Source organism: Priestia sp. 40 (assembly GCF_049368575.1).
Classification (GTDB): Bacteria; Bacillota; Bacilli; order Bacillales; family Bacillaceae_H; genus Priestia; species Priestia zanthoxyli.
The window spans coordinates 868,104-888,701 of the sequence record NZ_JBMPZA010000005.1 but is presented as its reverse complement, the minus strand read 5'-3'; the positions used below and the strand labels follow the sequence as shown (position 1 = coordinate 888,701).

General features: G+C 38.8%; 19 protein-coding genes. All 19 read left to right on the top strand.

The features are described 5' to 3' along the window. The first annotated feature begins 35 nt into the window (after positions 1 to 35). Entirely contained in the window at positions 36 to 1,196 is a 1,161-nt protein-coding gene (gene sucC, locus ACO1DI_RS05655; RefSeq protein WP_013058890.1) for an ADP-forming succinate--CoA ligase subunit beta, read from the top strand. A gap of 18 nt (positions 1,197 to 1,214) precedes the next feature. Beyond that, positions 1,215 to 2,117: a succinate--CoA ligase subunit alpha gene (gene sucD, locus ACO1DI_RS05650; protein WP_013058889.1), complete on the top strand. Its 903-nt coding sequence runs from the start codon at positions 1,215 to 1,217 to the stop codon at positions 2,115 to 2,117. 63 nt (positions 2,118 to 2,180) lie between these two features. Then, positions 2,181 to 3,062, top strand: coding sequence for a DNA-processing protein DprA (gene dprA / locus ACO1DI_RS05645; RefSeq protein ID WP_014458425.1), 882 nt, complete (start codon positions 2,181 to 2,183; stop codon positions 3,060 to 3,062). A 154-nt stretch (positions 3,063 to 3,216) separates the two neighbouring features. Further along, the gene (topA, locus tag ACO1DI_RS05640) at positions 3,217 to 5,292 is read left to right on the top strand and encodes a type I DNA topoisomerase (protein WP_013058887.1); all 2,076 of its coding nucleotides are present in this window, start codon (positions 3,217 to 3,219) and stop codon (positions 5,290 to 5,292) included. A gap of 206 nt (positions 5,293 to 5,498) precedes the next feature. Further along, positions 5,499 to 6,803 carry an FADH(2)-oxidizing methylenetetrahydrofolate--tRNA-(uracil(54)-C(5))-methyltransferase TrmFO gene (trmFO, locus tag ACO1DI_RS05635; RefSeq protein WP_014458426.1) on the top strand — a complete coding sequence of 435 codons (1,305 nt, stop codon included), beginning with the start codon at positions 5,499 to 5,501 and terminating at the stop codon, positions 6,801 to 6,803. A 65-nt stretch (positions 6,804 to 6,868) separates the two neighbouring features. Further along, complete coding sequence (xerC, locus tag ACO1DI_RS05630; protein WP_014458427.1) at positions 6,869 to 7,771, top strand: tyrosine recombinase XerC; 903 nt, start codon at positions 6,869 to 6,871, stop codon at positions 7,769 to 7,771. Between the two features lie 14 nt (positions 7,772 to 7,785). Continuing rightward, positions 7,786 to 8,328 (top strand): ATP-dependent protease subunit HslV, encoded by a 543-nt coding sequence (gene hslV, locus ACO1DI_RS05625; protein ID WP_013058884.1) that lies wholly within the window; start codon positions 7,786 to 7,788, stop codon positions 8,326 to 8,328. Between the two features lie 16 nt (positions 8,329 to 8,344). Beyond that, complete coding sequence (gene hslU, locus ACO1DI_RS05620) at positions 8,345 to 9,745, top strand: HslU--HslV peptidase ATPase subunit (protein WP_013084801.1); 1,401 nt, start codon at positions 8,345 to 8,347, stop codon at positions 9,743 to 9,745. Positions 9,746 to 9,773: 28 nt separating this feature from the next. Next, complete coding sequence (gene codY / locus ACO1DI_RS05615) at positions 9,774 to 10,553, top strand: GTP-sensing pleiotropic transcriptional regulator CodY (protein ID WP_423145159.1); 780 nt, start codon at positions 9,774 to 9,776, stop codon at positions 10,551 to 10,553. A 432-nt stretch (positions 10,554 to 10,985) separates the two neighbouring features. Further along, positions 10,986 to 11,375, top strand: a complete 390-nt coding sequence (gene flgB, locus ACO1DI_RS05610; RefSeq protein WP_014458430.1) for a flagellar basal body rod protein FlgB — start codon at positions 10,986 to 10,988, stop codon at positions 11,373 to 11,375. Between the two features lie 2 nt (positions 11,376 to 11,377). Next, entirely contained in the window at positions 11,378 to 11,827 is a 450-nt protein-coding gene (gene flgC / locus ACO1DI_RS05605) for a flagellar basal body rod protein FlgC (protein WP_014458431.1), read from the top strand. 12 nt (positions 11,828 to 11,839) lie between these two features. Beyond that, positions 11,840 to 12,130 (top strand): flagellar hook-basal body complex protein FliE, encoded by a 291-nt coding sequence (gene fliE / locus ACO1DI_RS05600; protein ID WP_182420412.1) that lies wholly within the window; start codon positions 11,840 to 11,842, stop codon positions 12,128 to 12,130. A gap of 49 nt (positions 12,131 to 12,179) precedes the next feature. After that, the gene (gene fliF, locus ACO1DI_RS05595) at positions 12,180 to 13,772 is read left to right on the top strand and encodes a flagellar basal-body MS-ring/collar protein FliF (RefSeq protein ID WP_423145158.1); all 1,593 of its coding nucleotides are present in this window, start codon (positions 12,180 to 12,182) and stop codon (positions 13,770 to 13,772) included. Positions 13,773 to 13,783: 11 nt separating this feature from the next. Next, complete coding sequence (fliG, locus tag ACO1DI_RS05590; RefSeq protein WP_057273955.1) at positions 13,784 to 14,803, top strand: flagellar motor switch protein FliG; 1,020 nt, start codon at positions 13,784 to 13,786, stop codon at positions 14,801 to 14,803. Continuing rightward, positions 14,796 to 15,584: a flagellar assembly protein FliH gene (fliH, locus tag ACO1DI_RS05585; protein WP_115654831.1), complete on the top strand. Its 789-nt coding sequence runs from the start codon at positions 14,796 to 14,798 to the stop codon at positions 15,582 to 15,584. Before fliG ends, fliH begins: the two co-directional genes overlap by 8 nt. Further along, positions 15,559 to 16,872: a flagellar protein export ATPase FliI gene (fliI, locus tag ACO1DI_RS05580; RefSeq protein ID WP_014458436.1), complete on the top strand. Its 1,314-nt coding sequence runs from the start codon at positions 15,559 to 15,561 to the stop codon at positions 16,870 to 16,872. Before fliH ends, fliI begins: the two co-directional genes overlap by 26 nt. Before the next feature lie 2 nt (positions 16,873 to 16,874). Beyond that, a complete protein-coding gene (fliJ, locus tag ACO1DI_RS05575; RefSeq protein ID WP_013058874.1) occupies positions 16,875 to 17,318 on the top strand; it encodes a flagellar export protein FliJ in 444 nt (147 codons plus the stop codon). A 9-nt stretch (positions 17,319 to 17,327) separates the two neighbouring features. Beyond that, a complete protein-coding gene (locus ACO1DI_RS05570; RefSeq protein WP_182420408.1) occupies positions 17,328 to 17,945 on the top strand; it encodes a MotE family protein in 618 nt (205 codons plus the stop codon). 17 nt (positions 17,946 to 17,962) lie between these two features. Further along, the gene (locus tag ACO1DI_RS05565; RefSeq protein WP_423145157.1) at positions 17,963 to 20,593 is read left to right on the top strand and encodes a flagellar hook-length control protein FliK; all 2,631 of its coding nucleotides are present in this window, start codon (positions 17,963 to 17,965) and stop codon (positions 20,591 to 20,593) included. Positions 20,594 to 20,598: the final 5 nt, after the last annotated feature.

The following is a 20,598-nucleotide window of genomic DNA, read 5'->3' as shown; positions in this document are numbered from 1 at the left end:
TAGTTTTGTGGTTGATTATGTTAGGAGGATGGGAAATGAATATCCATGAGTATCAAGGAAAAGAACTACTCAGAAAATATGGGGTTGCAGTACCAAACGGTCGAGTAGCTTTTACTGTTGAAGAAGCGGTTGAAGCAGCAAAGGAATTAGGTTCACAAGTATCAGTGGTGAAAGCACAAATCCATGCTGGTGGACGCGGTAAAGCGGGCGGTGTCAAAGTAGCAAAAAACTTAGATGAAGTTCGTACATATGCACAAGATATTTTAGGAAAGACCCTCGTAACACACCAAACAGGCCCTGAAGGAAAAGAAGTTAAGCGCTTGTTAGTTGAAGAGGGATGCGATATTAAGAAAGAATACTATATCGGTTTAGTTCTTGATCGTGCAACGTCTCAAGTTGTATTGATGGGTTCTGAAGAAGGTGGAACTGAAATTGAAGAAGTGGCGGAAAAAACGCCTGAAAAAATCTTTAAAGAATATGTAGATCCTGCGATTGGTTTACAAGCATTCCAAGCTCGCAGACTTGCATTTAATATTAATATTCCAAAAGAATTAGTTGGAAAAGCAGTTAAATTCATGACAGGTTTATATACAGTATTTGTTGAAAAAGACTGCTCAATCGCAGAGATTAATCCTCTAGTTGTAACAGGTGACGGGGACGTTATGGCATTGGATGCGAAGTTAAACTTTGATTCAAATGCGCTGTATCGTCAAAAAGATATTCTTGAATATCGTGACCTTGAAGAGGAAGATGCTAAAGAAATTGAAGCATCTAAATACGACTTAAGCTATATTTCACTAGACGGTAATATCGGTTGTATGGTAAACGGTGCAGGTTTAGCAATGGCAACGATGGATATTATTAAGCATTACGGAGGCGACCCTGCTAACTTCCTGGATGTTGGGGGCGGCGCAACTGCTGAAAAAGTAACAGAAGCATTCAAAATTATTTTATCTGACCAAAATGTAAAAGGTATTTTTGTTAATATTTTCGGTGGGATTATGAAATGTGATGTTATTGCAACAGGTGTTGTTGAAGCAACGAAACAAGTTGGATTAAGCCTTCCATTAGTTGTTCGCTTAGAAGGAACAAACGTTGAACTTGGAAAAGAAATTTTACAAAAATCAGGCTTAAATATCACAGCTGCTGAATCTATGGCAGACGGTGCACAAAAAATCGTTTCACTAGTGAAATAGAAAGGCTGGGGGATAGGAATGAGCGTATTTATTAATCAAGATACAAAAGTAATTGTACAAGGAATTACAGGCGGAGTTGGCCTTTTTCATACACAGCAAATGTTAGAATATGGAACAAAAATTGTTGGTGGCGTAACGCCAGGTAAAGGCGGCTTAGAAGTAGAAGGTGTTCCGGTATTTAATACGGTTGCCGAGGCAAAAGAAAAAACAGGCGCAACGGCTTCTGTTGTATATGTTCCGCCAGCATTCGCAGCTGACTCCATTATTGAAGCAGTTGACGCAGATTTAGATTTAGTTATTTGTATTACGGAAGGTATTCCAGTATTAGACATGGTAAAAGTAAAGCGTTATATGGAAGGAAAACGTACGCGCCTTGTAGGACCTAACTGCCCAGGTGTTATTACACCGGAAGAATGTAAAATTGGAATTATGCCAGGTTACATTCACAAAAAAGGTCACGTAGGTGTAGTTTCACGTTCTGGTACATTAACATATGAAGCTGTTCATCAACTTTCTGAAGCTGGCATTGGCCAATCGACAGCTGTTGGTATCGGTGGTGACCCAGTGAACGGCACGAACTTTATCGACGTATTAAAAGCGTTTAATGAAGATGAAGATACGTATGCAGTAATTATGATTGGTGAAATCGGCGGTACGGCAGAAGAAGAAGCGGCAGAATGGGTAAAAGCAAATATGACAAAACCTGTTGTCGGCTTCATTGGCGGTCAAACAGCACCTCCAGGAAAACGTATGGGCCATGCTGGTGCGATTATTTCAGGTGGTAAAGGGACAGCGTCTGAAAAAATTAAAACAATGAATGAGTGCGGTATCCAAGTAGCGGAAACACCATCTGTTATGGGAGAAACACTTATTAAAGTGTTAAAAGAACAAGGCATTTACGAGCAGTGTAAGACTCATTAATAGAAGACATATAGCCTCCTTTGACCGGGGGCTATTTTGTCCATTTAAAAAGGAGATTGTAGAATGTCTGATTTACGGGAAAAATTAATTCATTTAGCACATTGTCCATCTGTTAATTGGAAACAAATTTTTACGCTACTTCAACAGAATTCTTCATTACAAAATCTCTACGAGTACTCTCCATCACAGCTTCAAAAACTATTGACTCTCTCGATTGAACGTGCTAATCAAATAAAAAAAGATTTGCAAACTATTCCAATACGAGATATTCTAGATAAATATGACGCTGAGAATATTCAATGTGTCACCATCCTAGACGATGAATATCCTGAACTTTTGCGCCATATTTATGATCCGCCTTGGGTATTATTTGCACGAGGAAAGGTTTCTCTTCTACACGCTCCGGCAAGCTTAAGCGTTGTAGGAACAAGGAATCCCACTTCATATGGAACTGCAGCTCTGAATCATATTGTTAAGCCGATGCTGCATGAAGAATTTGTCGTTGTAAGTGGACTGGCCTTAGGGATTGACCAGGCTGCTCATGAACTGGCTATCGCTGAAAAAGCTAAAACGATTGCAGTTTTAGGCGGAGGGTTTTATAATATTTACCCAAGAGGAAACCAAAATTTAGCAAGAGAAATTGCGCAGCATCATTTGCTGCTTTCTGAATATGCCCCGTTTATGAAGCCGACGAAATGGTTTTTCCCTCGCAGAAACAGAATCATTAGCGGATTAACAGGAGGCACGTTGGTGGTGCAAGCAAAAGAAAGAAGTGGATCTTTTATTACCGCCGACCAGGCGCTTCAGCAAGGAAGAGAAGTATTTGCCATACCGGGTTCTATTTTTGAAGAAACATCATGTGGAACGAATAAGTTAATCCAATTAGGGGCAAAACTTGTGCAAAGCGCTGCTGATATTACAGATGAAATGATGTATATAAGATGAATGTTTCAAAGTAGTCATATTCTTGCATGGTATGAAATACTAGTGAGATACGTAGTAAAATCGTATGACTTATCTTTTTGACATTTGACAAACAAGAACCAAATATTTAATAATAATGAAGATTTTATTCTACCTCTTGAGGAGGAACAAATAGATGTCTGACTACCTAGTAATTGTAGAATCGCCTGCAAAGGCTAAAACAATTGAACGTTATTTAGGAAAGAAATATAAAGTAAAAGCATCGATGGGACATGTTCGCGATTTACCTAAAAGTCAAATGGGAATCGATATTGAACAGGATTACAATCCGAAATATATTACAATTCGCGGGAAAGGCCCGGTTTTAAAAGAACTAAAAACAGCGGCTAAAAAAGCAAAAAAGATTTACCTAGCAGCCGATCCAGACCGTGAAGGAGAAGCGATTGCATGGCACTTGGCGCACAGTTTGGATGTAGACATTGCATCGGACTGTCGTGTAGTATTTAACGAGATTACAAAAGAAGCGATTAAAGAATCTTTTAAACATCCACGAGCAATTAATATGGATTTAGTAGATGCTCAACAAGCACGCCGTATTCTTGACAGGCTGGTTGGCTACAACATCAGTCCATTGCTGTGGAAAAAAGTGAAAAAAGGATTAAGTGCCGGAAGGGTTCAATCAATTGCAGTGCGGTTAATTATTGATCGTGAAAAAGAAATTGCAAAGTTTATCCCAGAAGAATACTGGACGGTAAAAGCAACTTTTCAAAAAGGGAACGACCAATTTGAAGGCCAGTTAATCGAATATCAAGGGAAAAAAGTAGAGCTATCGAATGAAAATGATGTAACCAACATTGTTAAACAATTAGATGGAAATGAATTTTCAATTTCTAAAGTAACAAAGCGTGAGCGAAAGCGTAATGCGGCTCCTTCTTTTACCACGTCTTCATTGCAGCAAGAGGCAGCGCGGAAATTGAACTTCCGAGCGAAAAAAACAATGATGATTGCGCAGCAATTATATGAAGGAATTGATTTAGGAAAAGAAGGTACAGTAGGTCTTATCACGTATATGCGTACCGATTCTACTCGTATTTCAGAAACAGCTCAAACAGAAGCTAGAGATTACATTACGAATGCATACGGAAATCAGTTTGTGGCAACGGAAAAGCGTAAAGAAAAGAAAAATTCGAACGCACAAGATGCCCACGAAGCGATTCGTCCAACTTCAGCTCTTCGTAAGCCAGGAGAGGTAAAAGAGTTCTTATCGCGTGATCAGTATCGACTGTATAAGTTAGTATGGGAGCGCTTCGTTGCTAGTCAAATGGCACCTGCAATTATGGATACAATGGCTGTAGATTTGAAAAATGGAGACGTAACATTTAGAGCAAACGGTTCTAAAGTTAAATTTCCAGGCTTTATGAAAGTGTATGTTGAAGGCAATGATGACCAAGTGGAGGAAAAAGAAAATCTTCTTCCAGACTTAGAAGAAGGAGAAGTAGCTTATTCTAAAGACATCGATGAAAAGCAGCACTTCACACAGCCACCGCCAAGATACACTGAAGCTCGTTTAGTCAAGACATTAGAAGAGCTAGGCATTGGCCGACCGTCTACATATGCTCCAACACTTGACACGATTCAAAAGCGCGGGTACGTAGCGCTCGATAACAAGCGTTTTGTTCCAACAGAACTTGGAGAAATTGTACTAGAGCTTGTATTGGAGTTTTTCCCGGAAATTTTAGATGTAGAGTTTACAGCTAAAATGGAAAACGATTTGGATGAAGTGGAAGATGGTAATGTTCAATGGGTGCGTGTTATTGACGAATTTTACAGTGATTTTGAAAAACGCTTAGAACATGCTGAAAAAGAAATGCGCGAAGTGGAAATTAAAGATGAACCTGCCGGAGAAGATTGTGAAGAATGCGGTTCACCTATGGTATACAAGATGGGACGCTACGGAAAATTTATGGCATGCTCTAATTTCCCTGACTGCCGTAACACAAAGCCAATTGTAAAAGAGATTGGCGTAAAGTGTCCGAAATGTGAAGAAGGAAATATCGTTGAGCGAAAATCGAAGAAAAAGCGTACATTTTATGGCTGCGACCGATTCCCGGGCTGTGACTTCGTATCTTGGGATAAGCCGATTGCAAGAAAGTGTCCGAAATGTGAAAATCTGCTTGTGGAGAAGAAACAGAAAAAAGGAACTCAAGTCGTCTGTACAAGTTGTGATTATAAAGAGGAAGCTCAGCAGTAAAAGAGAATGGGATGAATTCCCACGCTTTAAATTTAAAAATAGCAGTTATATAAGATGCGGCGACATTGCTTCATGTGCTAAAATGGAAACGTTATTAGCGACATTGAGTAATGTCGCATTTTCTTTGTCCCTTTAAAAAAGGGAAAGACAAGTGAATGAATAAGGAAAATGATAGAAAAGATAGAAATGAAGTTGGAGGATTTACAATGAATGAACAAGTAATTAATGTTATCGGAGCAGGTCTTGCTGGAAGTGAAGCAGCTTGGCAAATCGCAAAGCGCGGTTTGAAAGTCCGTCTTTATGAGATGAGACCAGTAAAGCAAACACCTGCTCATCATACGGACAAATTTGCTGAATTAGTATGTAGTAATTCACTGCGTGCGAATACATTAACAAATGCAGTTGGTGTTTTAAAAGAAGAAATGCGATTATTAGACTCTGTCATTATTCGTTCAGCGGACGAGTGTGCGGTTCCAGCAGGTGGAGCACTGGCTGTTGACCGTCACGAATTTGCCGCTCGTGTGACGGAAAGCGTTAAAAACCATCCGAACGTAACGGTTGTTAATGAAGAGATTACGGAAATTCCACAGGGACCAACTGTTATTGCAACAGGTCCGTTAACGTCAAAAGATTTATCAGAAAAACTGCGCGCGTTAACAAGTGAAGATTATTTATATTTTTACGATGCGGCTGCACCTATTATTGAAAAAGACAGCATTGATATGGATAAAGTATATCTTAAATCTCGCTATGACAAAGGGGAAGCTGCCTATTTAAACTGTCCGATGACAAAAGAAGAATTCCAACGTTTTCATGAAGCATTAATCAATGCAGAGACGGTTCCTTTAAAAGAATTTGAAAAAGAAATTTATTTTGAAGGATGTATGCCAATTGAAGTAATGGCTTCACGCGGAGAAAAAACAATGCTCTTTGGACCAATGAAACCAGTTGGGTTAGAAGATCCGAAAACAGGAAAGCGACCTTATGCAGTTGTTCAGCTTCGTCAAGATGATGCAGCAGGTACACTATATAATATCGTAGGTTTCCAAACACATTTAAAATGGGGAGCACAAAAAGAAGTCTTAAGCTTAATTCCAGGTTTAGAAAATGCAGAAGTAGTGCGCTACGGAGTTATGCATAGAAATACGTTTATTAATTCTCCTAAATTGTTAAAGCCTACGTATCAATATCGTGAGCGTGATGACTTATTCTTTGCTGGACAAATGACGGGAGTAGAAGGATATGTAGAATCAGCGGCGAGCGGACTAATGGCAGGAATGAACGCGGCTCGACTTGTACTTGGTGAAGAATTGGTTGTATTGCCGCAGGAAACAGCGATTGGCAGTATGGCTCACTATATCACACATACAAACGCTAAAAACTTCCAGCCGATGAATGCCAACTTTGGCTTATTCAAAGAATTGGAAGTGCGCATTAAAAACAAACAAGAACGAAATGAAACGCTTGCTAAACGAGCATTAGAAACTATTCAGAATTTTACAACAAAATAATCAAAATTGTTTGCAAGGGCTACTTAATTGTGATAATATTTAGTAGCCCTTGTGAGGTGATAACATTGGAATTTGTTAAAGATGTATTAAATTCCTTTCTAGAATATTTACAAATTGAGAAAAACTATTCAAAATATACAGTTGACTGCTATGAAAAAGACATAGGTATCTTCATGTCTTTTATGCAGGAAGAGCAAATACAAAACCTACAAAGTGTTACATATGCTGATGCAAGGCTGTTTTTAACACGCCTATATGAAAAGCAGTATTCAAAAAGATCGATGTCACGCAAAATTTCTTGTTTGAGAACGTTTTATCGTTACTTAAATAGAGAAGAATTAGTAGAAGATAATCCATTTGCGCTCGTTACCCTTCCTAAAAAGGAAGAGAGAAATCCTCGCTTCCTTTATGAAGAGGAGATTGTGAAATTATTTCAAATGAATGACTTAACAACTCCGTTAGGGCAGCGTAATCAGTCTCTATTAGAATTGCTGTATGCCACCGGAATACGAGTAAGTGAATGTGCATCTATTAAGCTTAGCGATATAGATTTTTCACTTCAAACTTTGCTCGTATATGGCAAAGGGAAAAAACAACGGTACGTGCCATTTGGCTGTTATGCCAAGGACGCCCTTAGAGTATATATAGATAATGGAAGAAAGCTGCTTTTAAAAAAGGCTCCTTCTGATACTCATTCACTCTTTTTAAATTATAAGGGGACACCGTTGACAGACCGAGGCATACGCTTAGTCATTGATCAGTTAGTAAAGAAGACCGCTGAGAATATACATATTAGTCCACACGTTTTGCGGCATACTTTTGCGACTCATATGTTAAATGAAGGGGCAGATTTACGTACAGTTCAAGAAATGCTAGGTCATGAACATTTATCAACCACTCAAATATACACACATGTGACGAAGGATCGTTTAAAGGCAGTTTATATGAATCACCATCCTCGCGCATAAAAGGAGGAGTTAATTTGTCTACTTTCCATGCTACTACGATTTTTGCGGTTCAGCACAACGGTCAATGTGCCATGTCTGGGGACGGACAAGTAACGTTTGGTAATGCTGTTGTGATGAAACATACTGCTCGAAAAGTAAGACGTCTATTTCAAGGGCAAGTTCTTGCCGGCTTTGCAGGTTCAGTAGCTGATGCATTCACTCTTTTTGAATTATTTGAAACGAAGCTTGAAGAGTATAACGGAAATCTTCAGCGTGCAGCCGTTGAGCTTGCTAAACAGTGGAGAAGTGACAAAGTATTGCGAAAGTTAGAAGCAATGCTTATTGTTATGAACAAAGATAACTTACTGTTAGTGTCAGGAACGGGTGAAGTTATTGAACCGGACGACGGCATTTTAGCAATTGGATCAGGCGGAAATTATGCTTTATCAGCGGGACGTGCATTAAAACAACATGCAGGCGAACATTTAACAGCTAAAGAAATTGCAAAAGCAGCTTTAGATGTAGCAAGTGAGATATGTGTTTATACAAATGATCATATTATTGTAGAAGAACTGTAGGAAAGGGGATTTTTTTATGAATTCTCATTTAACACCTCGACAAATTGTAGAAAAGCTCGATCAGTATATTATTGGTCAAACGAAGGCAAAGAAAGCGGTCGCTGTTGCGCTGAGAAATCGCTATCGACGCGGTCTGCTAGACGAATCTTTACGTGATGAAGTTGTGCCGAAAAACATTTTAATGATTGGTCCTACAGGTGTGGGTAAAACAGAGATTGCACGCCGCTTAGCTAAGCTTGTCGGTGCACCTTTTATTAAGGTTGAGGCAACAAAATTTACGGAAGTTGGATATGTAGGACGCGATGTAGAATCAATGGTTCGTGATTTAGTGGAAACGTCAGTTCGACTTGTGAAAGAAGAAAAAATGAACGGCGTGCGTGATCGCGCAGAAGAAAATGCAAACAAGCGGATAGTGGAGCTTCTTGTTCCAAGCAAAAAGAAGCAGCAATCGTTTAAAAATCCGTTTGAAATGATTTTTTCAAACGGTACACAGTCAAGTGATGCGGATCCTGATCAAGATGAGGAAACGAATATTGCAACGAAGCGCAAGCAGATTGCTCATCAGCTTGCTTTAGGAGAGCTTGAAAATCATTATGTCACAATTGAAGTAGAAGAGCAACAGCCTTCTATGTTTGATATGTTACAAGGTTCGGGTATGGAACAAATGGGCATGAACATGCAGGATGCCTTAAGTAATTTTATGCCTAAAAAACAAAAAAAGCGCAAACTTACTGTTAAAGATGCACGAAAAGTATTAACAAATGAAGAAGCGCAAAAATTGATTGATATGGATGAAGTGACGCAAGAAGCTGTGAATCGTGCAGAACAATACGGAATTATTTTCATTGACGAAATTGATAAAATTGCTCAGAAAAGTGGTAATTCATCTTCCGCTGATGTTTCACGTGAAGGCGTGCAGCGAGATATTTTACCAATTGTAGAAGGGTCAACGATTGTTACCAAATATGGCGCAGTCAAAACTGATCATGTTTTATTTGTAGCAGCCGGTGCTTTCCATGTATCAAAACCGTCGGATTTAATTCCAGAATTGCAAGGTCGATTCCCAATTCGAGTTGAATTAACGAAGCTAACCGTTGAAGATTTTATAAACATTTTAGTGGAGCCAGATAATGCGTTATTAAAGCAATATGCGGCATTATTGGAAACTGAAGGTATACAAATTGAATTTTCTGACGATGCTATACGTAAGATTGCAGAAATTGCATATCAGGTAAATCAAGATACAGACAATATTGGTGCAAGAAGGCTTCATACGATTTTAGAACGTTTGCTAGAGGATTTATCGTTTGAAGCACCAGAGGTAACATTAGAGAAAATCGTGATTACTCCGCAGTACGTGGAAGAAAAATTAGAAAAAATCGCTAAAAACAAAGATTTGAGTCAATTTATTTTATAGAACTGAAATCGCAGGAGGAAGAGTACTAATGGATTTATTAGGGAAAACTAGAAAGATTAATGCAATGCTACAAAAAGCAGCTGGTAAACCAGTAAACTTTAAAGAAATGGCTGAAACACTTTGCGAAGTGATCGAATCAAACGTATTCGTAGTAAGCCGTTGCGGTAAATTATTAGGAATCGCTGTTAAACAGCAAATTGAGAATGCGCGTATGAAAGATATGTTAGAAGCACGCCAGTTCCCAGAAGAATATACTCAAAGCCTATTTAACATTCAAGAAACATCTTCTAACTTAAACATTGAAAGTCAATATACAGCTTTCCCAGTTGAAAATAAAGACTTATTTGATGCAGGACTAACAACAATCGTTCCAATTATCGGAGGCGGAGAGCGTCTAGGTACGCTTGTACTATCTCGTTTAGACCGTCAGTTCGAAGACGATGATTTAATCCTTGCTGAATACGGTGCAACGGTAGTAGGTATGGAAATTCTTCGTGAAAAAGCAGAAGAGATTGAAGAAGAAGCACGTAGCAAAGCTGTTGTACAAATGGCAATTAGCTCACTATCATACAGTGAGTTAGAAGCTATTGAGCACATCTTTGAAGAGTTAAATGGAAACGAAGGACTATTAGTAGCAAGTAAAATTGCTGACCGCGTTGGAATTACACGTTCAGTAATCGTAAATGCGCTGCGTAAATTAGAAAGTGCTGGCGTTATCGAATCACGTTCTCTAGGAATGAAAGGAACTTACATTAAAGTTCTTAACAACAAATTCTTAGTAGAGCTTGAAAAATTAAAATCTAACTAAGTTTATGAACCAAAAAGCACACGGGCAGAGCCCGTGTGCTTTTTTTGTATGCTCTCAGTACAAAAAGATTAAGGCGATTCGTTCACTATTTTTATAAATCCTTAACAAACTTCATATAAAAATCTAAAAATTATATTATAGAATTTTTAAATAGTAAAAAGATACTAGTTGATTACAAATCGTTACTTTTATTACATATTGTTCAGGGCTTATGGTATATATTTTGATTTTAAATTTAAAAAATAGAGCTAAAGTATAGCATTGATGTTAAAATATGCTTGGAAAACGAATGAAAATTTTGGTTTATAGTCCAAAAGTTCTTAAAAAAGGATAGACATTGCATGAAGTTTTTCTTACAATAAGTTCTATGGTACTAAAGTCGAAATTTGTCTCATTTTTGAGGAAAATAGAATAGATAAGCAGGTGTAAGAATTGAGTTTGTTTTCAACTACTTTTCAAACAATTGAAAATGGAATTAGCTACGCGTCACAAAAGCAGCAGACGATTGCACAAAATATCGCAAACGTTGATACGCCAAATTACAAATCGAAAACAGTATCGCGTACGAGTGAATTTCGAGATTTATTACATAACGAGTTAGAAGCATATCAGACTGATTCAAAACATATCCCATTTTCCGGTTCATCCCATCGAGTGATTACCCAGCAAGAAAACACTTCCTATCAAGCAAACGGAAACAATGTGGATATGGATAAAGAGATGGCGGATATGGCTGAAAATCAAATTTACTATGAGGCGCTAGTAGATCGTTTAAATGGAAAATTCAATTCTCTTCAAACAGTCATTAGAGGAGGTAAATAAGTTTGACTATTTTTCAAAATATGAATATTACATCTTCAGCTTTAACTGCCAATCGTTTAAGGATGGACGTTGTTTCATCTAATATGGCGAATGCTGAAACGACAAGAGGGACGTACGTTAATGGTGAGTGGCAGCCTTATAAAAGAAAAATGGTTGTCATGCAGTCTGATCGTTCGCCTTCTTTTTCGTCCCTCTTACACTCCGAAATAAATAAAAGTCAAAACAATGGTGTAAAAGTCACAGATATCGTAGAAGATAATACTCCTTTTAATTTAGTATATAATCCGACGCATCCAGATGCGAATGACCAAGGGTACGTGCAGATGCCGAACGTAGATCCGTTAAAGGAAATGACGGATTTAATTAGTGCTACTCGATCCTATGAAGCAAATGTGACGGTCTTTAATACAAACAAAAGTATATTAACAAAGGCGTTAGAAATTGGGAAATAAAGGAGCAATAAAATGATTAATGGTATCAGCAATCAAATAGCACTAGCAAAAACAGCAGCTTCTACTAGCACTGGACAAACAACTCAACAGTTTTCAACGTTTTTAAAAGACTCAATCAATGAGTTAAACAATACTCAACGCGCTTCGGATATAGCGACTGAAAAGCTTGCTAAAGGAGAAAACGTCGAACTCCAAGATGTAATGATTACTGCTCAAAAAGCAAGTATTACGATGCAAACGGCTCTTGAAATACGCAATAAAGCTGTTGAAGCCTATCAGGAAATGATGAGAATGCAAATGTAATTGAGCGGTTATTAAAGAAAATGAAAATAGTAATAACCGGAGGAATACCATGAATGAAAGAATAGCTCTTTATCGAGATAAGATGAAAGTCTTTTGGAATAACCGCAAAAAAGGGCAGAAAATAGCCCTTATCGCTACTCCTCTTGCGGCTATTCTAGTCATTAGTTTAGCATCTGTTTTTTTAAACAAGGATAAATTTGTCCCTCTTTATAGCAATCTATCGGCTCAGGAAACAGGACAAATCAAAGCAGAGCTTGATGCTAGAAGCGTTCCTTCAGAAATCTCTGATAACGGAACAACCATTTCGGTACCTGAACAAAGCGTTGACTCGCTAAAAGTTGATTTAGCTGCACAAGGAATTCCTGATAGCGGAAGTATCGACTATTCGTTTTTTGGGAAAAATGCGAGCTTTGGTATGACAGATAATGAATTTGATGTGTTAAAACTCGATGCGATGCAAACTGAATTGGCTAACTTAATGAAAAACATTCAAGGAGTCAACGATGCAAAAGTGATGATTACCCTTCCCAATGAAAGCGTATGGGCGAATGAAAAGCAGGGAGAAGCATCAGCATCGATTGTGCTTAATACAAAGGCTGGTTATAAATTTGATGATCAGCAAATTAAATCTCTTTATCATTTAGTATCCAAAAGTGTACCAAACCTTCCTACAGATAATATCGTCATCATGAACCAATATTTTGAGTACTTTGATTTAAAAGGTAACGAAACGAATTCAGCCTCTAGCTCATTTGCTTCGCAGAACGAAGCGAAAAAAGAAGTTGAGCGAGATATTCAGCGTCAAGTACAGCAAATGCTAGGAAGACTGGTCGGTCAAGACAAAGTAATGGTCTCTGTTACAGCAGATCTTGATTTTACACAGGAAAACCGCGAAGAAAAGCTAGTAGAGCCTGTTGATAAAGATAATATGCAAGGAATTGCCGTTAGCGCTGAAAAAATTAATGAAACATTTTCTGGTAAAAATGCTCAAGATGGTGGCGTTGCTGGAACAGGAGAAGAAGATACAACAAATTACTCATCTAGTACAACAAGTGGAGACGGAGACTACGAAAAAAATGAAGAACGAATTAATTATGAAGTGAATCGAATTCATAAAGAAATCGTCGAAAGTCCATACAAAATCCAAGACCTTGGCATTCAAGTAATGATAGATCCGTCCAATGCAAAAGGGAAATCACAAGTTTCCGATACGCTGGAGTCAGACGTTCAAAAAATGTTAGGTACAATTGTACGTACTTCTATTTCAAAAGATGCAAATACGAAAGCTCTCTCGGATAACGCGGTCAGCGATAAGATTACCGTTTCCGTTCAGCCGTTTAATGGACAAGAAACAGCTGACAACACAGCAAGTTCGATTCCATTGTGGATGTATATAGTCGGAGGAGCACTGCTACTTATTATTGTTGTTCTTATTGTGCTGTTGGTTAGGAAAAGGCGTCAAGACTTAGATGAAGAGGAATATGATGAAGAGTATGATGAAACTTTTGAAGCATATGAAGCGGCACAAAAAGCCCCTGTTTTAAGTGCTGAACAGCAAACAAAAAGCAATCTTGAAACGTTAGCGAAGCAAGACCCGGAAGAGTTTGCAAAGTTGCTGCGAACATGGATTAGTGAGGATTAGGAGGAAAGCTAATGGTAAAGGCTATGCAAAAAAATGAGTTAACTGGAAAGCAAAAAGCAGCAATTTTGTTGATTTCTCTTGGTCCGGATGTATCAGCTTCTATCTATAAACATCTCAGTGAAGATGAAATTGAGCAACTAACGCTTGAAATTTCTTCAGTGAGAAAAATAGAGCCTTCTCTAAAAGAAGCTGTGCTTCATGAGTTTGAACAAATAACGCTTGCTCAAAACTACCTTGAAAAAGGAGGAGTAAGCTATGCGAAACAGGTGTTAGAAAAAGCACTTGGACCAGAGCAGGCTATGATGATTATCAATCGATTAACTTCTTCTTTGCAAGTTCGTCCGTTTGACTTTGCCAGAAAAGCTGATCCTATGCAGCTGTTAAATTTTATTCAGCATGAGCATCCTCAGACGATTGCCCTTATTTTATCTTACTTAGAGCCGCCGCAGGCAGGACAAATCTTATCATCACTGCCTCAGGAAAGGCAAGCGGATATTGCAAGACGGATTGCAACGATGGGAAGTACGTCTCCGGAAGTCATTAATGAAGTGGAGCAAATTTTAGAGAGAAAGCTTTCTGCTACTGTTACCCAAGACTATACCCAAACAGGTGGTTTAGAAGCAGTAGTTGAAGTATTAAATGGAGTAGACCGAGCGACTGAAAAAATTATTATTGATACGCTTGAAATTCAAGATCCGGCATTAGCAGAAGAAATCAAACAGCGAATGTTTGTATTTGAGGATATCGTAACGCTCGATAACCGTTCTATTCAGCGTGTGATACGAGATGTAGAAAATGATGATTTATTGTTGAGCTTAAAAGTAGCAAGTGAAGAAGTGAAATCTATTATTTTTAAAAATATGTCTAGCCGTATGGTGGAAACGTTTAAAGAAGAAATGGAATTTATGGGTCCTGTGCGTTTGAAAGATGTAGAGGAAGCTCAGTCACGTATCGTTGCTGCAATTAGACGCTTAGAAGATGCTGGTGAAATTGTACTAGCTCGAGGTGGAGGAGACGATATTATTGTCTAATATCATTAAATCAACTTATACGAACAAACTTTCAGACGAAAATGCTAAGCACATTCAAGTCATTCCATTTGGTTTTCCGATACAAGATGAGCCCGCAGAAGAACATCTTCAGCAAGAAAACGCACAGCACGTTATTGAACAAGCGCACAGTGAAGCTGAAATAATAAAGGCCAAGGCAGACGCTTACCGCAAACAAGCTCAAAACGAAGTTGAACGTTTGAAAAAGCAGTGGGAAGAAGAGAAGGTGCTGCTGTTTCAACAAGAACAAAAGCGAGGCTATGAAGAAGGATACGAAGAGGGGCTGCTTCAAGGAAAACAAGAGTATGAGCATGTATTAGCCATGTCGCGAAACATTGTTGACGAAACAAAGAATCAGTACTACGAATATATAAATCAATCTGAAGAAGTCATCTTTGAATTAGGTTTCACCCTAGCTGAAACGATTTTAAATGAGCAGCTTCAAAGAGATGAATCATTTTTATCACTTGTTGCAAGGTCTTTAAAAGAAGTTAGAGAACATAAAGAAATCCAGCTTTTTGTTTCTCCGAAAAAATATGCATATGTATGTGAACATAAACGAGAACTGTTCGATTTATTGAATGGAGAAACCGGGTTATTTATTTATGCAGATGAAAACCTCCAGGAAATGGATTGTGTCATTGACTCCTCTTATGGACGCCTTGTTGCTTCTTTTGATAGTCAGTTAACAGAATTGAAGAAAAAATTAAAAGAACGTTTGTTAGAGGAGAGTAAACATGAAAGTCGCACAACTCATTTATGAAATCCCGCGCACATCTTCTTTTAAACGGTACGGGAAAGTCAGCCGAGTAGTAGGAATGATGATTGAATCTAAAGGACCTAGAACGTCAATAGGAGATGTTTGCTTTATTCATCTTAGTGAACGAGGAGATAAAATTCGTGCAGAAGTCGTTGGTTTTAACGGTGAGCACGTCGTTTTAATGCCTTATACGTCTGTTCGATATATCGGACCTGGCTGCCTAGTGGAAACGACAGAAAAACCTCTGCAGGTAAGCGTGGGAAAAGAGTTAATAGGTCAAGTGCTTGATTCGTTAGGGAACCCTTTAGATGGGTCTGAACTTTCTCATTATTTGCCTTTTGTTTTAACCGATCAAGACCCCCCTAATCCCTTAGAGCGTCCGCCTATTGAACAGCCAATTGAAGTAGGGGTACGAACGATTGATAGCTTGTTAACAGTAGGTCAAGGGCAGCGCATAGGTATTTTTGCGGGAAGCGGTGTTGGGAAAAGTACGCTGCTCGGGATGATTGCACGCAATACAAAAGCAGATATCAATGTCATTGCCCTTGTAGGTGAGAGAGGAAGAGAAGTTAGAGAGTTTATTGAACGAGATCTTGGAGATGAAGGGTTAAAGCGCTCCGTTGTAGTAGTTGCTACCTCGGATCAGCCTGCTCTACTTCGAATGAAAGCAGCATATACAGCTACTTCTATTGCTGAATTCTTTCGAGATGAGGGGCTGAGCGTCATGATGATGATGGATTCTGTTACCCGTGTAGCAATGGCTCAAAGAGAAATTGGATTAGCCGTAGGGGAACCTCCGACTACCAAAGGTTATACACCATCTGTTTTTGCTAGCTTGCCAAGGCTGCTTGAACGTACAGGAACTAATCAACATGGATCTATTACTGCTTTTTACACTGTATTAGTAGACGGTGATGATATGAACGAACCTATTTCGGATACGGTGCGAGGCATTATAGACGGACATATTGTACTAGACCGGGAGCTGGCCAATAAAGGTCAATATCCGGCCATCAATGTCTTAAAAAGCGTTAGTCGCGTGATGAACCATATCGTAAATGAACGGCATAAAGAAGCAGCTGAAAAACTGCGTTCATTAATGGCTACCTATGCTAATTCTGAAGACTTAATTAACATAGGTGCCTACAAAAGAGGATCTTCTGCTTACATTGATGAGGCCATCCACTATCATCCTGTCATTGATGAATTTTTAAAGCAAAAAACGAACGAACATCCATCATTTGAAACAAGTGTAACAAAGCTCTGTGAACTGTTTGTGAAAGGTGAGTAAATATGGCATATGAATTTAGGTTATCTAAAATAATGGCAATCAAGTCAAATGAAAAAGATGAACTGCTATCTCAATATAATCAATCCTTGCAGCAGTTTGAAACAGCGGGTGAAAAGCTTTATAAAAAGTTAAAAGAAAAAGAAACGCTGATTGAACAGCATACGGGCAAAATGAAGCAAGGGCTCTCTATTTTAGAAATTACGTCATTTCAGCAATTTTTAACAAGTGCCGAACGAGTGATTGAGAGGTTGCAACAAGAAGTCATGTTTGCAAGACAGCAAATGAACTTAAAGAAACTGAAGCTAGAAGAAAAAAATATAGAAGTAAAGAAGTATGAAAAATTAAAAAAGAGAGACTACGATTCTTATATAACCGCGGAAAAACAGTTAGAAGCGAAGCAAATGGATGAGCTGTCGCTACAGCAGTATATGCTGCATAGGAATTAGGTGGAAAACATGGCTAATCAAAAAGAGTTAAGAGAAGAGTACGAAGAAGAAAAGTCTTACAGTAAAAGCCAAGTGTTTTTATTTTTAATCTTTATTCCAGTAGTGTTCCTTACCTTGGCAGCTTATATTGTTCTGACGCTTTTAGGTGTTAATGTAAATGATAAAATTTCTGCAGTTACACAGGCCATTCCGTTTGTATCAAGTGAGCAGTCACAAAAAAATGAAAATATTCAAGAAAGCAATGAAGAAATACAAAAGCAGGTTGAGAGCCTTCAAAAGAAGCTGAGCACGAAAGAAAAGCAAATTGCAGCTTATGAGAAAACGATCAGTACAAAAGATCGTCAAATGGATGAACTAAAAATTGAAATGCGCGATATGGAAGAAAAAGCCGATGATGAAGCGAAAAAACAAAAGAGCAATCAGCTGGCAAAAAAAGATGTCATTGCTACTTATGAAAACATGTCTCCTAAAAATGCAGCGCTCATTTTTGCCGAATTAAAAGAAGACAAAGCGGTCGCGATGCTTAAGCAGTTCAAGGCGAGTACAAGAACGGCAATCTTAGAAAAAATGGATCCGAAAGTAGCTGCACGCTATACGACATTGTTAACAGATCAGGTGGATGAATAAAAGCAGGGGTGAAAACAGTGGAAATTTCACTACGTCCAGCAGCTGCACCAAAGGTAAACTGCGATGAAAAAGCAGCTGCTAGTCAGACTCAGGGTTTTTTTGAAGAAATCGTTCAGCAGCTTAAGCAGCTAGATGCGCAGCCTTTAGCGAACGGGGAGAAATTATCGGATGAACAAGCGATAGATCAAGACGTCTTCAAGGCGGTTGGATTAATTGCAATTCATTTAAGCGAAGCAGAAGATAAAGAGATTGAACCGTCTGTCTTATACGAGCATCTAGCTGAGATGATGAATAAGATTCCAAGTAGTCTAGATTTGGAACAGCCGCTTCTAAAGCTGCAGCACGTGTTAACAGAAATGAAGCAGGAACCTGTTTCATCTAAAACAGACAGTCAAGAACAATATTTGTCTTCTATTTCTAGCTTGTTGACTATATGCAAAAACACGTCGTCTGCGTTTCAAACAGAGTTTGCTCAGCTGATGGAAGAACTACAAAAACCGCAGCTACAGTCAGTGAAGCTTTCAGATTCGCAGCTTCAAGGCTTGCGGAAAGCTGCTGCTGAAAAAATAGAGAAAATTCATAAACAACCACGTGTATTAACCGATACCTTACATGAAAAGCGCTCAGCTGGTTTCTTTGCCGTTGTTCATTCATCTTCAAAAAGTCCTCTAAAAGATATGAGCGCTGTTCGTAAAGAAGAAAAAGGGCCGCTATTTAATCAGCTTCCATGGAAAAAAGATGTGGTATTACACAGCGAAAGTATAGATACAGATAGCTTCTCAAAAAATAGTGAAGGTTCTTTTGGAAAAAGCATAACCACGGTGGTATCAGAAAATCAGCCATCATCTTTTGTATCTAGAGAAATACCGAACGTTTCTATTGATTTAGGACCAGCCACATCTGAGTATCAACAGTCTAGCAATCTGGTAAACGAGCTGCAAAAGGTATGGAGTAAAGCTTCGATCAGTACTGAAGAAGGAGCATCTAAGCTTTCTATTACGTTATTGCCAAAGCAGCTAGGGACGATTTCAATTGAAGTGCTTCAACAAGACAATGAAACAATTTCGCAGGTTGTGGTATCGTCAGCGAAAACAAAAGAGCTATTAGACGCCAACCTTTTTAGATTACGACAAGCTCTCACGTCTCAGCATGTATCCGTTGATGAAGTCGATGTGGCCGCTATTCAAGCAGCTCTAGAAAGTTTTGTAACAGATATGAACGCTTTTGCTAAAGAAGAAAAAGGGCCGCAGCTTTCTATTGATTTAGGGAAAGTGAAATCAGATTATGAACAGTCTAGCGATCTGGTAAACAAGCTTGAAAAAATATGGAGTAAAGCTTCGGTCAGTACTGAAGAGGGAGCATCCAAGCTCTTCATTAAGTTATTGCCAAAGCAGCTAGGGATGATTTCAATTGAAGTGCTTCAACAAGAAAATGAAAGGGTTGCGCAGGTTGTGGTAACGTCAGCGAAAACAAAGGAGCTGTTAGACGCCAACCTTTTCAAATTACGACAAGCTCTCACGTCTCAGCATGTATCCGTTGAGCAAGTCGGTGTGGACGCTGTTCATACAGCTCCAGAAAGTTCTGTAACAGAGGTGAACGCTTTTGGTAAAGAAGAAAAAGAGCCGCAGTTTTCTATTGATTTAAGCCAAGCAAAATCAGACTATCAGCAGTCTAGCAATTTGGTAAACGAGCTGCAAAAAATATGGAGTAAAGCTTCAGTTGGATCTGAAGAGGGGGCATCCAAGCTTTCCATTCAGCTATTTCCAAAGCAGCTAGGGACAATATCAATTGAAGTGCTTCAACAAGACGATGAAACGATTGCGCAGGTTGTGGTAACGTCGGCAAAAACAAAAGAGCTGTTAAATGCCAACCTTTTCAGTTTACGGCAAGCTCTCGGGTCTCAGCATGTATCGGTTGATCAAGTGGATATGGACGCTGTTCATACAGCTTCAGAAAGTTCTGTGAAAAATATGACTGCTTTTCCTAAAGAAGAAAAAGTACCGTTTTTTAATCAGCTTCCATGGAAAAAAGATGTGGTTGTACCCAGCGGAAGTATAGATACCAATAGCTTTTTGGAAAATAGCGAAAGTCCGGCAGGTACACACACAACCGGGGCCCCAGTAGAGAATCAGGCATCATCCTTTGGAAGTGGAGAAATGCCTAAGCTTCAGCAGTTCTCTATTTATCTAGGGCAAGCAAAATCAGACTATCAGCAGTCTAGCAATTTGGTAAACGAGCTGCAAAAAATATGGAGTAAAGCTTCGTTTAGTACCGAAGAGGGAACATCCAAGCTTCTCATTAAGTTATTTCCCAAACAGCTAGGTGCGATTTCAATTGAAATGCTTCAGAAAGACAGTGAAACGTTTGCGCGAATTGTTGTATCGTCAGCAAAAACAAAAGAGTTATTAGACTCCAACCTTTCAACTTTGCGGCACGGTCTCGCGTCTCAGCATGTATCAATTGATAAAATCGATGTGCTGCTGTCAGAACAAGCGATGTCGTATAACAATGAAAACGATCAGCAAAAAGAAAGACAGGAAAAAGAGCTGTTTAGAAACGAAGAGGAAGATCAAGATTCACAACACTTGGAAGAAGGGGCTTCATTTTTGTCTTCTTTTGAAGCAGCGCTTATTAACTACAACGTATAGGTGAT